The following is a 13,851-nucleotide window of genomic DNA, read 5'->3' on the forward strand; positions in this document are numbered from 1 at the left end:
GGAGCCTGGGGCATGCGGTTTTCCCGTGTGCCTTGAAGGCTGGCCCTCAAGAAGTCAGCCAAGTGCCGGCCTGATTTTTGACCGGCACAGGCTTCTTCAGGATTTCACGGAGCTTCGACCACCTTCGACCGTCCTCAGCAGTTCGAACAGCGAGCCCCACTGCCCGCCGCTGACCAACTAGGACCACGAGTTTCTTGCCCCTCGTTACCCCAGTGTAGATCAAGTTCCGCTTGAGCATCATGAAGTGTGGCATCCCAATGGGTATGACGACTGCCGGGTACTCCGAGCCCTGCGACTTGTGGATCGTGGTCGCAAAAGCCAGCGAGACCTCATCGAGTTCCCCAAAAATGTATACTACGTCTCGACCGTCAAAGTTGATCACGACCTGCTGGGCGTCAGGATCAATGGCGGTCACCAGCCCCAGGTCCCCGTTGTAGACCTCCTTGTCATAGTCGTTCTCAACCTGCATGACCTTGTCGCCGGGCCGGTAGGTCCAGCCGAACCGCTCGACGGCGGGCTGATCGACCGCCGGATTCAGGGCCGCCTGGAGGGCGAGGTTCAGCGTGCGGGCACCGAGACCACCACGGTTCATCGGGGTCAGGATTTGGATATCGCGGATTGGGTCGAACCCGAACCGCCGGGGGATGCGGTGCTGGACGATCTCCACGACCTTTCTGACCGCATCTTCGGCGTCGGCGGTATCGACGAAGTAGAAGTCGGTGGTCTCGCCGTCCTTCGGCGGCGTCAGGACCGGCATCTGGCCAGCATTGATCCGGTGAGCGTTCGTGATGATTTGGCTGGTCGCCGCCTGTCGGAAGACCTCTGTCAGACGGACGACCGGCACCGCCTCCGACTCGATGGTGTCGGCTAGGACCTGCCCCGGTCCTACAGACGGTAGCTGGTCCACATCGCCGACCAGGATGACAGCCGCCTTCGCCGGCACAGCCCGTAGGACCGACGCCATGAGGGGAACGTCCACCATTGAGGTTTCGTCCAGGACCAGGAGATTGCATTGCAAGGGCATCTCCTCGTTTCGGCGGAAGCCGCCGGTCGTGGGGTCGAATTCCAACAGGCGGTGGATCGTCTTGGCCTCCATGCCGGTTGCCTCAGTCATCCGCTTCGCAGCCCGGCCGGTCGGAGCGGCGAGGAGGACATGAACGCCTTTGGCCGCCAGGATCTTCAGGATCGAATTCACTAAGGTGGTCTTGCCGACGCCCGGCCCCCCAGTGATCACCATGAGCTTCGACGCCAGGGCCATCCTGACCGCGTCCTTCTGGCTCGCGGCGAGGCTGACGCCGAGCTTCCCCTCAACCCACGGAATGGCCTTGTCAGCGTCGACACTGGGCCAAGGTGGCTCCCCCTCCCGCAGCAACGCAACCCTGCCGGCGATCACCCGCTCGGCCTCCCAAAGCCGGCGGAGGAATACGCAGTCTTGATCAGCCACTTGGTCGGCGACGACTACACCGTCGTCGAGTTCGAGCCGGATCGCGTCCTCCAGGATCGCCACCGGGATCTCCAGGAGCTTCTCCGCCGTGGTGAGTAGGTCGTCCCTGGGCAATCCGCAGTGGCCGTCATCGACCGCCTCAAGCAGGGTGTAGGAGATGCCCGCCCTGGCCCGGATCATGGCGTCCTGCGGGATACCCAACTTCTCCGCGATCATATCGGCAGTCTTGAAGCCGATGCCCCGGATGTCACGGGCCAACCGGTAGGGGTTCTCGGTCACAAGGGCGATGGCGTCCACCCCATAGGTCTTAAAGATCCGCACGGCCCGCGAGGTCCCGACACCGTGACTTTGGAGGAAGACCATGATCTCCCGAATCGCCTTCTGGTCGGCCCAGGCCGAGGTGATCTTGGCGGCCCGCTTCGGCCCAATGCCTGTGACCTCGGACAGACGACTCGGGTCCTGTTCGATGATGTCGAACACCGCCTCGCCGAACGCCTTCACCAGCTTCCTGGCGTACACCGGGCCGATGCCCTTGATTAGCCCGGAACCCAGGTACTTCTCGATTCCCTCCAGGGAGGTCGGTTGGGCCGTTTTCAGGTGCGTCGCCCGGAACTGCTGCCCGTGTTCTCGGTGGACCTCCCAGTTGCCGCTGGCCTGTGCCCATTCACCGGGCTGAATCGAGGCGGCATGGCCGATGAGGGTCACGAGGTCCCGGTGGCCACGAGCCTTTACCCGCAGCACGCAGTAGCCGTTCTCGGGGTTGTGGTAGGTGACCCGTTCGATCAGGCCCGAGAGGAATTCCCGGTGTTCGACTGCGGGTGAATGCGGCATCTTGACCGTCACGCGAGCGGCTGGAAAGCCGGTTGTTCCAACTCAGCTTTGGGCGATGATACATGAGGTCCGGGATTGCCGGAATATAAGGTAGGAGGCTGTCCGGACTTGGTTGGCATCGAGAGTCTTACGACGGCCACTACCGATATCCAAGAGATCATGCGGCGGCTGGCGACCAGCCGGCCGGTGTTCCATTCGGAAGCCGACTTCCAGCACGCCTTCGTCTGGACCGTTCGGGAACTCCACCCCTCCGCCGGGGTGCGGTTGGAGTACAAGCCGGCCATCACCGGGCCGCGGCCGGAGATCGACATTTGGCTTCGTCTGGGGGAGCGGATCGTGGCGGTCGAACTGAAGTACCTCACGTCGAAGCTGGAGGCGGTCATCGGTGGTGAGGAGTTTCGGCTCGCTCACCAGAGTGCCATGCCTGTCCGCCGGTACGACTGCGTCGCCGACATCGAACGACTCGAACGGGTCGTGAATGCGTTCCAGAACCAAGGTCCCATCGAGGGGCACGCCGTGCTGTTGACGAATACCCGGCAGTGCTGGTTAGGTGGTTCCGAAGCCGGGACCATCGACGCCGCATTTCGTCTTCCTGAGGGGCGGCGGCTGTCGGGCTCCTTGGCTTGGGGTGAGCGGGCGGCGGCGGGAACCAAACGGAACCGCGAGCACGCGGTTATGCTGAAGGGCACCTACATAGCGGCGTGGCGTGAGTACTCGACGGTGCCCGGCACCAACGGGACGTTTCGCTATTTGCTGAACAGCATCACGGCGGACCCAAGATGAGGGTCTGCATCCATCGCGGGGCCAAACAGATCGGTGGCACCTGCATCGAGATCGAGGCCGGTGGTCAGCGGATCGCTCTTGATGTCGGGTTGCCGCTGGATGCCGCCGACGACACCGTGTCGTTGCTGCCCGCGGTGCCGGGCTTCCGCGACCCGGACGACAGCCTGCTGGCCGCCGTGATCTCCCATCCCCACCAGGACCACTATGGCCTTGCCCGGCACCTCCGCCCCGATCTACCGATCATGATCGGCGAGGCGGCCGACCGAATCCTCAAGGCGGCGGCGTGCTTCATCCGTTCGGGCGTTTCGTTCCAGAACGTGATTCCGTTGCGTGATCGGCAGGTGGTGGAGATTGGCCCCTTCCGCGTCCAGCCCTTGCTGGTCGATCACTCGGCGTACGACGCCTACTCGCTCCTCGTTGAAGCCGACGGGAAGCGGCTCTTCTACACCGGCGATTTCCGGGTGCACGGTCGGAAGGCAGCCCTGGTTGAGCGGATTATCGAGCAGCCGCCCGTCGGTGTCGATGTCCTTCTGATGGAGGGCTCTTCCATCGGCCGTCTTGGCGAGGACGGCAGCTTCCCCTCGGAGGACGACCTGGAGCACGAATTCGTGGATGTGATGCAGGCCACGAGGGGCACAGTGCTGGTGTACGCTTCCGGCCAAAACATCGACCGTTTGGTGACGATGTTCCGGGCGTGCCGGAAGACCGGCCGCCAACTGGTGATTGACCTCTACACCGCCGAGGTGCTGAGGGCCACCGGCAACGACCGGATACCTCAAGGCTGGTGGAACGGCGTTCGAGTGTTCCTGCCCCACCGGCAGCGGGTATGGGTGAAGCGACACGAACTCTATGATCTCATCCCACGGTACCGGACCAACCGCATCTATCCGGAAGAGCTTGCGTCGGCGGCCTCGATGACCACCGTCCTGTTCCGCCCGTCGATGTGCGAGGACCTGGAGCGGGCGGGCTGCCTCGCAGGGGGCTCGGTCGTCTACTCGATGTGGGAAGGGTACCTCCAGGACGAACGCTCGGAACCATTCCTAGATTGGCTCAACCGGCATAGTTTGCCGATGGTGAAGGTTCACACTTCCGGACACGCGTCCATAAGGGATCTGAAGCGTCTGGCCGATGCAGTTCGGCCCCGGCATCTGGTCCCTGTGCACAGCTTCGGCCCGGATCGCTACTCTGACTTTTTCGACAATGTGGACGTTCGGGGAGATGGGGAATGGTGGGAGGTGTGACGCTGGACGGGACGATTATGCCAACCGTGTTCGACCGCGGCATCGACGACGCGTTCGTCTCCGCGTTGAACGCGGCTTACGATGCGGGTGGTTGGTGGAGGACGCTGGCTGACGACACCGATCTCCTCATCGCCGTTAGGTCGAACTACCTGAACGTCTACTGGCGGGGCAACAGCCTGCTGAAGGTATCCTGCGAAAAGGGGCGTTTGGTCGGACGGGTCCACTACAAGTACCTGCTCCGAGCCGGTCGAACGCCCGACTATGTCCTGGTCGAGGATGGCCGCCCCGTGATCCCTGACCCGGCGTCTTTTCTCACCCAGAACATCGGCGACCTTCGATCCCTCAAGGCGGCGGCCAAGCCCTATGCCGGTGCCGAAAAGGTCGGCGTCCATGATATCGTCATGGGCAACCCGAACATCGTCGATGTGGAGGTCGCATTCAGCGTAGCCGGCACTGAAGAGGGTGACTCCGGCAACCCACGGGTCGATTTCGCCGCCATCCACGAGATGGTCGACGAGGTCCGGCTGGTTTTCTTCGAGGCAAAGCTGTTCTCCAACTCTGAGGTCAGGGCCGGCGGCGATACCCCGCCGAAGGTCGTGGAGCAGGTCAACCGCTACGCTGCCTTGCTGCGGCAACACGGCGAACAAGTTGAGCGATCCTACCGGCGGGTGTTCGGGAACCTGTTGGCGATGAAGGGCGTCGTCGGTCGTCATCCTGAGCGGGATGCGGTGCTGCGGAAGGTGCTGGCCGGTGAGAAGCCCTTGGTGATCTGCGACCGGCCTCGGCTGGTCCTGTTCGGTTTCGACGACGATCAGCGGAGGGGGGTGGTCTGGACCAAGCACCGGGGCAAGCTTGTGGACCTGCTGGGGGCCGACCGCATCCTGCTCCGCGGCAACAGCGTCGGGTTCACCAATGGAATCTCGGCACCGTAGGGGGAAGGGGTGAAGACACCTGCGAGAACGAACCGCTGGCTGCCCTCAACCGTCATATCGCTCCTGAGCCTTCCGTCGTCAGTTCCCACCATGGCATCGTCAATAGGCACGGAGGGCGAAGATCTCCGGCAGAACCGCTTGGCCGGGCGGCCCTCGGGGCGGGGCAGACCGCCCTGGACCAGGGCGGGAAATTCTCCCAGCGATCCGGGGCTTCATCGCCCGGTGGCTGCTCCAGATACTGCTGGAGCAGCCGCATCGCCGGCAGCCCTACCGCGGGCTCTCCCGCCCGTTTGGCCGGCCCTCAGCCGCCGCCCGGCAAGGGCTTGGCTATCAGTAGCGGCGATGGGGCGGAGACCCGCAGAGTACCCGCCAATCCCCGTGTCCTACCCAAACTCACACGGTCGGGACCACACGTAGCCAGACCCAAGGTTTGGGATATATCCGATGAGATATATGCCCCCCTTTGATCCCCGGCATGCTCCCAATGTAGGTTCATTCCGCTCGCCCGAATCCCGAGTCGCCAAGGCAGGGCCTCAATGAAGGAAAATTTTAGGAGCGGCTATAATTATACAGATTTCAAGGCTGTCAAGAAGACGGGAAATGGAACCTGAGAGGTGCCTATGGAACCTGTCATATTTTCAGGCCACAGAAATCGCGTTATGTTACTCCCACGAACACAGCGAGGTTGAAAGCAAAACAGCAGAATTTTGTTGGCTCGGGATGCAGTTCGCTCCTGAGATTCCGTGGATTCGCTAAGTATTTTTCTGTCATAATCCTAGATTTACCAAGCGTCAGCCGGGACAATTATGGCAAATATGCCATTTATCCTGATGGCAGAGCGATTTTATCCGTCAAGAATATTCGTTTATATCGAATTCCACACTGGGATGCGATCCGGCGAGCTTGCCCCTCGGGGGCAGCCGCCTGAAGCCACCGAGAAATTCAGAAACCCAAGATATGAACTCGGAATCCACGGTTTCGGGAAAGGACCGATGTCGGCATGCGAGCAGATTGCTCAAGCCGCCAAATCGCACTCATACGAGATCCTGCCAATAGGCGTATTTACAGGAGATCGCAATGGATCTTTGGGAGGCCTTCGACACGTTGATCGGTATGGAACTTTGGCTCGCCCAACCAGCGACTGCTCGGGCAAATCAAACGGTCGTACAACTTGAGCATATCTTCATTGCCGGTGCTCCGCTTCGTGAGATCCACGTAATGGAACTGAACGCGGCCCGATCCTGCAAGCTGCCACTACTCGACCAACGCCTCGGGGATAGCCGGTCCGACACCGAACGTGCTCGGTTCCGCCGGGTCGTTCGGGACGCGATCCAGAATACGGAAGTGAGACTCAGACGGCAGGAACGGGCTTGGGCCGTCATCGAAATCTATATGGCTGATCAAGAGCTAAAGCCGGAACCTGTCGAGAAGCGGGCGACGGCAGTGTCGGTTCCGGAACAGGATTCGCTGGACGCCATGCTGGCCGACCTGCGGCTCACCCTCAACAAGCCAGCCGTTCAGCAGGACCGCGAACATGAGCTTCGCGATCTTCGGATACTGCTCCAGCAGCGTGACCATGAAATCGAGAGCTTGCGACAACATCTCGCCGAGCAGCATGAGCGGGAGGAATCCAATCGGTCTACGAAGAGGCGGCTCGACAATGCTCTGCTGGTTGCTGCCCGGCTGAATCGAAGGATCTTTGACCTTACCCAGGAGGTTAATGACCTCACAAATCGTAATCGGCATCTCGAACAAGAATTGTTGGAAATCCGCAAGACCGCGGAATTTCACGCTGGGAGGGTGAAGAAGCTGATGGCCATGGTGAACGAGTTGGCAGCGGGAAAACTTGGTCATGACGTGGATGCCCCCGAACCGCTTCTTCGCCGCGGCACCAAAAAGCGGACTCCCGAGCAGGTCCAAGAAGACCGCCGCCAGATACTCAAATACGTGATGATACGCGGACGGGTGACTTCCGCGGACATCACCGCGAAGTTCCTTCTGCCCAGATCCGTCGTCAGTGAGGAGATCAAGGCGATGCTGAGCACAGGGCAACTCCGAGCGATCCGGCTGCCCGGAGCCAAACAGGCACGAATCTATGAGGCCGTTCCGGACGTTGCAGTCGGTCCCACCACATATGACCACATCATGGCCGTCGCCCGCTCGATGCCGGAGTTCCAGGCTGGAGATGTTCCGACCGGCCGTTACGCGGCATATCTTAAAATTCAGAAGCTAGTCCGCGACGGGACCCTGCGTCGCCGGAAGGTGGGCAAGAACGTCTTCTACTCCCTGCCGACTTGCGTCGAGTGAGGTTCGCCATGGTCCGCCCCTTGGTCAATTACGTGAACTCCTCAGATGAATGGTACACCCCCGGATCTGTAGTCCAGGAGGTACTGAATAGGCTCGCCCTTCGCCAAGTGGACCTGGATGTGGCGTCGCCGGCCATCCGGACGCTGCCGGCACGGCGACGGTTCACGAGGAAACATGACGGGCTGTCGCAGCCGGGGTCGGGCGTGGTGTGGTGCAATCCGCCATACAGCCAAACAATGGAGTGGTGCCGGAAGGTGGTCGGCGAAGCCGAGACCGGTTGGATCATCGCGGTCATTGGTTTCCTGTCGGCGAGCCTCTACGCTGGCTGGTTCCATTACCACGTGCTGCCGGTGATGTTCTGTATCCGCCGCCATCAGGCCTATATCGAGTGGCCCGACGGGGCCGAACGGCGGAAAACGGAGGCTTCGGTGTTGGTGCTCTGATCATTGCCGAATGCCTCCAAGTTGGCCTGGAGGGGTCCAGGTGGTCGATCATCCGATTCGGCGACAAACTCCTGGAGATCCCGGCGGGCGAGGTGCTGGAGGAATCACTCCACGTCATGACCGACATCGAGACTGGCGAGGTGGAGCATCCGGGGGCTGCCGTGGCAGTCATGATCCCCAAGGGTACGCTCTCAGTAGCCGCCAAGGCGATTTGAACGCGAATAGCCGGATGGTCACCAATTCCTCGGGAGTAGGCAGCGTCGTGTCTGACGAGCCGAGGAACACAGACAGACTTATCTAGTGATCATCTATCCACACATCAATATGCCGACGACCCCTGGTCGCGGAACGGTGGAGCTTTGCCATGAAATACAGTGAAACGAGTTTCAGTTATGCTTCAAAGTTCTACAAACTACGAAACTGGAATGATACGTTTCGTGCTGATGGGCTCCCAAGCCTTGATGCGTGCACGGAGATCTACAAAGTCGTGTGGTATCTCGACGAGTTCGAGGATGAAGATTGGTTCGTCATTGCTCCCTCTGGGGAGATTCTGACGGAGTTTAACCTCCCATACGAGCATGAAGACGGTGAGGTCTACTGCGAGGCAGACGATGTCGAATGGATTTCCGAGGAGGAGCGGATCTCCATCGCGGCGGAGAGCGGCAACATCGCCCCGCCGCTGCCTCCGCATATCGATGATGCACAATAGGAGGATGGCTCATGACCACCCCTGTGCTGAAAGACGACATCACCGCGACGGTCGCTCGGCTTCAGAAAATATTGGGCATGCTCGGGAGCGTTCACGAGGGCGAGCGGGATGCCGCAGCATTGGCTTTCACCCGAACTTGCCGGGAAGCTGGGTGGTCCCTTGCAGACCTCTTGGTCATTCCGCCGGGAGAAGGAGAGGAAGCTATCAACGAACTTCTGACAAAGGACAGAAAGGGAAAATCGTATCGGGAGAAGGAGCGGATCTACTGGGCAGCCAAGAGAGCAATCAACGCGGCGAGGGATGCCGCATCGGCGGATCGCAGACGCGAAGTTAGCCATTGGATTGGTTTGGTTAACGACTGGCAGCGGACCTTCCGGGTTGCCGAAGGGCTATGGCAGGACACTGAACGACAACTGAACGCTCGCGTCAAACACGCAGACGCCATGATGAAAGCCATGGTTGTTCGAGCCGAGCAGGCTGAAGCCCAGAGAGACGCTGCGATTGCCCGAGCCGAACGCCTTCAGGCTCGCCTGGAGGCTCTCCGGGATTTGGCGGCAGCATCGTGGGGCCAACTGGAACAGGCGGGCAGTTAATCGACCAAGCTGCTGCCTAGCGTGGTAGATCATCAATATTTGCACCCAAAAGCTGTCGAACCGCTATCTGAAAGGCAACGCATATGCATGGAGCAGACAAGCTTTTGGATGCACTCCGGAATGGGCTCGCGGAACGGGAGCGGTTCGAACATGAGATGGAGGCCGCCGGTTGGCGGCTGACGCGTGACCTGCACCTGCGGGCCTTTCTGGAGCTTGTGGCCGGCGGATTGCCGGATGGCTCCCCGTTTTCGCTACGAGGCGAGTGTCCGTCCCTCGGCGGCGAACTGGTGCACCACGACTATCCTGACCTGCCGGTCAGACGGGCCGCTCTTGATGATGTCTGGCTGCCGCCGTGGCCACCGGAGATCATGAACGAACTCTGGTCGGAAGTGATCCAGCTTGCCCTGCGGCATCCGGAAAAATTCCGGGAAGCCGTCCAAACAATTTCCGAAACGGATTTGGACTTCAACCTCTACCCGTTGTGAATAATCGGAGGATACTGCTCTCGGCCACGCGATGCCACGAGGAGGGACGCAGACCGACACCGGCCCCACCGCTGCCTCCCAAGGCGTCACCTGAACAGGGACAGGATCGCCTGCTGGCTCTGTTTCGCCAACCCCAGGGCGGTCTGGGCAAGCTGCTGCCGCGTCTGGAGCGTCAGAAGGTTGGTCCCCTCCTCGTTCTGGTCGGCCAGGATCAACTTGTTCGCCCCCTCGTCGAGCACATCGGAGAAGCCCCGCATGAAGTCCTCGCGGGTCGTGATGATGCCCATGCCGGTGGACAGGGCCTGGGACGCCGACCGGACCCGCTGCTCGGCAGTATCCAGACCCGCGATGGCGTTCTCGATGTCGGCCCGGTCCATCCAGCCGTTCTGGCTGTAGTCGACATGTAGCCCCTTGCCCTCGACCTGGAGGTTCTGGCTCTCGACGGTGACGCCGTTCTGGTGGGCAGCGTCAAAGGCGACGAACATGTCGTTGGCGTGGTTGGCGGGCGTGACCAGAGCGGTCTTCAGCAATGCCGATTCGCGGGTGCCGGCTGGCCATTTGATCTCGGCATCGTGCCAGAACGGCGTGAGGGTCTGACCGGCCCCGGTTCCGAGCCGCGAGACCACGCCGACCCGCATGGAGGAGGCGGGTGCGGCGTCTGTCTTGCCGAAGTTGACATCGACATAGGCGAAGCCGGCGTTCGGGATGGCCGATTGGAACGACCGCCCAAAGCCGTCGGTTACCATCAGCGTTGCCTGCCCCGGCCCCGCACTGTCCAGCAGACCCTCCTGGAAGCGAAGCCGGGCATTAGCACCGGGCACAAAGCCCTGGATGCTCTCGGGGACCAGATTGTAGACGCCCTGCTTCGCCGATGACGCCATGTTGCTGACGTTGTCGGCGAACGGCGGAATGCCGCCCATCCCGTCGAGGATCGGACTGTTGGTCGCGATTCCGACCCAGCCGGTCGAATGCGGCTGGGTGTCGGTGACGCCGACCCAGCCGGGTGTGCCCTCGGTGACTGGGCTGGGAATGCCGAAGTCGAAGGCGTACGGACTCGCGGGGTCGAATGCGTCGATGTTCAGGCGGATGGTCGAGCCCGCGTTCGGGTTGTTCCCCGCAAGCGTGACCGGGAAGTAGGTCTGCCGCTCATTCGGCACGGTGACCTGGGTCACGGAATCGTACCGCGTGTCCCACACATACAAGTCCCTGAGTCCAGGAGAGTTTCCGTCCGGCAGGCCCAGTTTGAACTGGAAGTAGGTGGACTCCGGAACACTCAGGTACTGCTCGGCCTGGGCGACCGGGACACCGACCGGAAGGTACGGCCCTGTGCCCCGCAGATCGTCCACCCCGATCTGCGTGCCGCGGGCGAAGGGGTCCGTTCTGGAACACAGCTTCTGCCCATCAACCTCGATCCGAACGGTTCCGCTCGGGAACACGAAGTCGTTGACGCCATTGGCGAGCTTTCCCTGTCCGAGGGGACTCATGAGGTCACGGGTCACGGTAAGACCCTGGTTGTTGGCGACCTTCACGGCCAGGGCGGCGTGCTTCTCGATCTCGACCAAGCGGGTGCCGACGTTGCGTGGCGTCGCGTCGATCAGGTCAAAATCGACATCGAAGCGGACGCAGGAGCCGCTCTGGAAGGCGTGGTCGAACGACAGGGGCGTGCCGACGGTCTCTGCCGCCTTCCATTCGTCCACTGTGAATTTCTGGGTGTAGGACTCCGGTGGATTCGAGACGGTGATGGTCTTGTCCCGGCCGGGGCTGCCGGTGACCGCGATCTGGATGTTGTTGAAGTTGCCCTGAGTCGAACTCATCAGGCCGCTGACCGAGAGGCCCGTGAGCCCGAGTTGCTGTTCGGCGTCGGCGATGCCCTCGGCAGCCCCCGAGATCTCGCCATCGCCGACCACCCGGATGTCGTAGCTGTCAGGGGCGGTGATGTCGGTGACTCGGGCTTTTGTGACGCCGACGATCCGCTGCACATCGAGCTTGCTCTCCACGGTCGCCTCCATCCCCGAGCCGTCGCCGACCAGGAGGTTCTTGCCGCCATAGCCGCTGTCGTGGGCGACCCCGTTGATCTGGCCCAGGATGGCGTCGAATTGGGTCGCCAAGGCTGCCCTGGTGCGGATCGAGGCATCGTCAGTGCCGAGGGTAGCCAAGGCCGCTGTGGTCAACCCGCGGGCCTGCTGGAGCAGGCTGGCGATACTGCCGGCTCCCTTGTCGGCGGCCTTGATCGTGGAGATCGCCTGTCCCATCGCGTCCTTTACCGCCGACAAATCGGCGGCCCGCTGCGTCAGGGCTTTGGCCGCAAAGTACACCGGTGGGCTGTCCAGGGCAGCATTGATCTTCAGCCCGGTCACTAGCCGCTGCTGGGCAGCCGACATCCCCTGCTGTGTGACCTGGAGGGTCAGCAGGTTCGCCCGCATTGCGGCGGGAAGCTGGAGGTCGGGAGATACCATCGGGCCGTATTCGTGCTTGCTTGTGGAAATTTTCTTATGACAACAAGCAAACTTGATACCAAGAGCCGAAACCTTACACTGTGACGGTCGTCACCATGTGGGGTGGTGATGTTACGTCGGTCGAAGAATGGATGCTGGGCAGGTTGTTCCTGGTTGCGGAAAATTCTACCGGGTTGCGTGGGGCGGAGGAGCACCATGATCAAGGAAGTCACGGGCTGGATGGCTCTGGTCGCCGCCGCGACCGTCCTGAGCCCGGCTGTCGCCGACACGTATCAGCCGCCGCAGGTTCGTCCGCTCGCTGATCCATTCGGCCGCGATGCTCCACCGGCGGGCGGTGTGGCCCTTGACCTGCGGCCCGATCCGATTCCGGCCTACCGGGACTTTCCTCACCGATGGAAGCTGATGAAGCAGCCGTTGTGCCAGCCGCTCTTCGACCCGCAGACTGGAAGAACGACCGCATGGAGGTGTCGGATGACCGACGGTACGATCCAGGAGGTCCGGTAGGTCCGGCCTACCGACGAAGCGGAGGGAACTTCTCTGTGATCCCGAGGATCTGGGCCTTCCAGAACAGAGCCCGCTCGCGGCAGAGTTCGGGGCGAGCCCCGGCGTTGATAATTTGGGTGTACTCGGTCACCGAGAAGGCCGAGGCCATCTGCTGGATCGTATGGGTCGATTCCTCGACTACTGAGTGCGGCAGGTACCCAGTCTCCATGTTCCACTGGCGATCCTTCTGGCGGAGTTCGTTCCGCTTGCCCCGCACCCAGTCGCCGAACTCATCCCGCAACCGGCTACAGGTCAGGAAGCCCTCGCGGAGAGCCGGGGCTTCCCGCTGGTACTGCTCCCAGAACTCGCGTGGCTGCTGATGCAGGTTCCGCAGGCAGCCGCCGTAGACCACGTCGTCGTTCGGGCAAGTCGTGCGGCCGGTCGCCTCGGCCGGCGGGCCGCCGCCCTGTCCCGGTGGGACGGCCAAGCGGTAGGGCGTCGCTCCGTCATAGGGCTGACCGATCCCCCTCGCTGGTCCTGCCTGCCGACAGCCGGCAACCACTCCCAACATGACCAGCAGTACCGCCGAGGTCGCCGCGATCCGGCTCACCATGGAAGGTTGCCTGCCTACCGACCGCACGCCTGGGCAAGCCCCTTGCTGACCTCTTCGAAGCCGAAACTGTCGAACGATGCTCCGGGTTGATCGCCGGGGAAAATATCGATCATGAGTGCTTCGCTCATCTTTTCAGCAAGATCAACGACCGTGGCATAGTCCTTGATCGCCACGCCCCCCTGGATTATCTGCCAGGAGCCAGCCGGAACAACTGTCCCATCAAGCCCCAACGAGACTTTGATTTGCCCAATGCCTCGGACGGGAATTCTCGGCATGTACATTATCGCCGCCTGCTCTTGGGTGGCTGCGTCGCAGACGATGGCCAGCTTGTTCCCCTTGTCGTCCGTTTTGGTGGCGGTGAACCATCCCTTGGCGTTGCCGATCATCCAGGGAACGGGCTGGGCCAGAGCAGGAGCGATGCCGACGACCAGGAGACCGAGCATCACGATTAGTACTTTCATTGTGGAGACCCCACGGTGTGAATGCGACGCACGACCCGCCCTCGGTGGCTGTTCGAGCCAACACTCGGCT

At 61.7% G+C, this 13,851-nt stretch carries 13 protein-coding genes; 9 read left to right on the forward strand and 4 right to left on the reverse strand.

Translation table 11 applies throughout. From position 1 onward, the window contains the following. Positions 1 to 46 precede the first annotated feature (46 nt). Positions 47 to 2,287: an SF1B family DNA helicase RecD2 gene (gene recD2 / locus AL072_RS03270; RefSeq protein WP_425388569.1), complete on the reverse strand. Its 2,241-nt coding sequence runs from the start codon at positions 2,285 to 2,287 to the stop codon at positions 47 to 49. 96 nt (positions 2,288 to 2,383) lie between these two features. On the opposite strand from recD2, the gene AL072_RS03275 reads away from it, so the two are divergent. The 8 genes from AL072_RS03275 (at position 2,384) to AL072_RS03310 (ending at position 9,768) form a co-directional block, all read left to right on the forward strand. Beyond that, positions 2,384 to 3,058, forward strand: coding sequence for a hypothetical protein (locus tag AL072_RS03275; RefSeq protein WP_052709954.1), 675 nt, complete (start codon positions 2,384 to 2,386; stop codon positions 3,056 to 3,058). Next, the gene (locus AL072_RS03280) at positions 3,055 to 4,299 is read left to right on the forward strand and encodes an MBL fold metallo-hydrolase (protein WP_045581532.1); all 1,245 of its coding nucleotides are present in this window, start codon (positions 3,055 to 3,057) and stop codon (positions 4,297 to 4,299) included. Before AL072_RS03275 ends, AL072_RS03280 begins: the two co-directional genes overlap by 4 nt. Next, entirely contained in the window at positions 4,284 to 5,231 is a 948-nt protein-coding gene (locus AL072_RS03285) for a hypothetical protein (RefSeq protein ID WP_144428135.1), read from the forward strand. The genes AL072_RS03280 and AL072_RS03285 overlap by 16 nt, the downstream gene beginning before the upstream one ends. 1,077 nt (positions 5,232 to 6,308) lie before the next feature. Continuing rightward, positions 6,309 to 7,538, forward strand: coding sequence for a hypothetical protein (locus tag AL072_RS03290; protein ID WP_045581530.1), 1,230 nt, complete (start codon positions 6,309 to 6,311; stop codon positions 7,536 to 7,538). Positions 7,539 to 7,546: 8 nt separating this feature from the next. Continuing rightward, positions 7,547 to 7,981: a DNA N-6-adenine-methyltransferase gene (locus AL072_RS33230; protein WP_144428136.1), complete on the forward strand. Its 435-nt coding sequence runs from the start codon at positions 7,547 to 7,549 to the stop codon at positions 7,979 to 7,981. Between the two features lie 364 nt (positions 7,982 to 8,345). After that, a complete protein-coding gene (locus AL072_RS03300) occupies positions 8,346 to 8,690 on the forward strand; it encodes a hypothetical protein (protein WP_060721690.1) in 345 nt (114 codons plus the stop codon). Positions 8,691 to 8,701: 11 nt separating this feature from the next. Further along, positions 8,702 to 9,283 (forward strand): hypothetical protein, encoded by a 582-nt coding sequence (locus AL072_RS03305; protein ID WP_045581527.1) that lies wholly within the window; start codon positions 8,702 to 8,704, stop codon positions 9,281 to 9,283. Between the two features lie 155 nt (positions 9,284 to 9,438). Continuing rightward, on the forward strand, positions 9,439 to 9,768 hold the full coding sequence (locus AL072_RS03310) for a hypothetical protein (RefSeq protein ID WP_144428137.1): 330 nt from the start codon (positions 9,439 to 9,441) through the stop codon (positions 9,766 to 9,768). An 86-nt stretch (positions 9,769 to 9,854) separates the two neighbouring features. On the opposite strand, the gene AL072_RS03315 is transcribed toward AL072_RS03310, so the two are convergent. Beyond that, a complete protein-coding gene (locus AL072_RS03315; protein ID WP_082108874.1) occupies positions 9,855 to 12,224 on the reverse strand; it encodes a flagellin N-terminal helical domain-containing protein in 2,370 nt (789 codons plus the stop codon). 195 nt (positions 12,225 to 12,419) lie between these two features. On the opposite strand from AL072_RS03315, the gene AL072_RS03320 reads away from it, so the two are divergent. Continuing rightward, positions 12,420 to 12,728: a hypothetical protein gene (locus AL072_RS03320; protein ID WP_045581524.1), complete on the forward strand. Its 309-nt coding sequence runs from the start codon at positions 12,420 to 12,422 to the stop codon at positions 12,726 to 12,728. Positions 12,729 to 12,735: 7 nt separating this feature from the next. Here the strand turns inward: AL072_RS03320 and AL072_RS03325 are convergent, their stop codons facing one another. Further along, positions 12,736 to 13,320, reverse strand: a complete 585-nt coding sequence (locus AL072_RS03325; RefSeq protein ID WP_045581523.1) for a hypothetical protein — start codon at positions 13,318 to 13,320, stop codon at positions 12,736 to 12,738. Positions 13,321 to 13,334: 14 nt separating this feature from the next. Further along, entirely contained in the window at positions 13,335 to 13,766 is a 432-nt protein-coding gene (locus AL072_RS03330; RefSeq protein ID WP_144428138.1) for a hypothetical protein, read from the reverse strand. Positions 13,767 to 13,851 lie beyond the last annotated feature (85 nt).

It is taken from the genome of Azospirillum thiophilum (genome assembly GCF_001305595.1).
GTDB lineage: Bacteria > Pseudomonadota > Alphaproteobacteria > Azospirillales > Azospirillaceae > Azospirillum > Azospirillum thiophilum.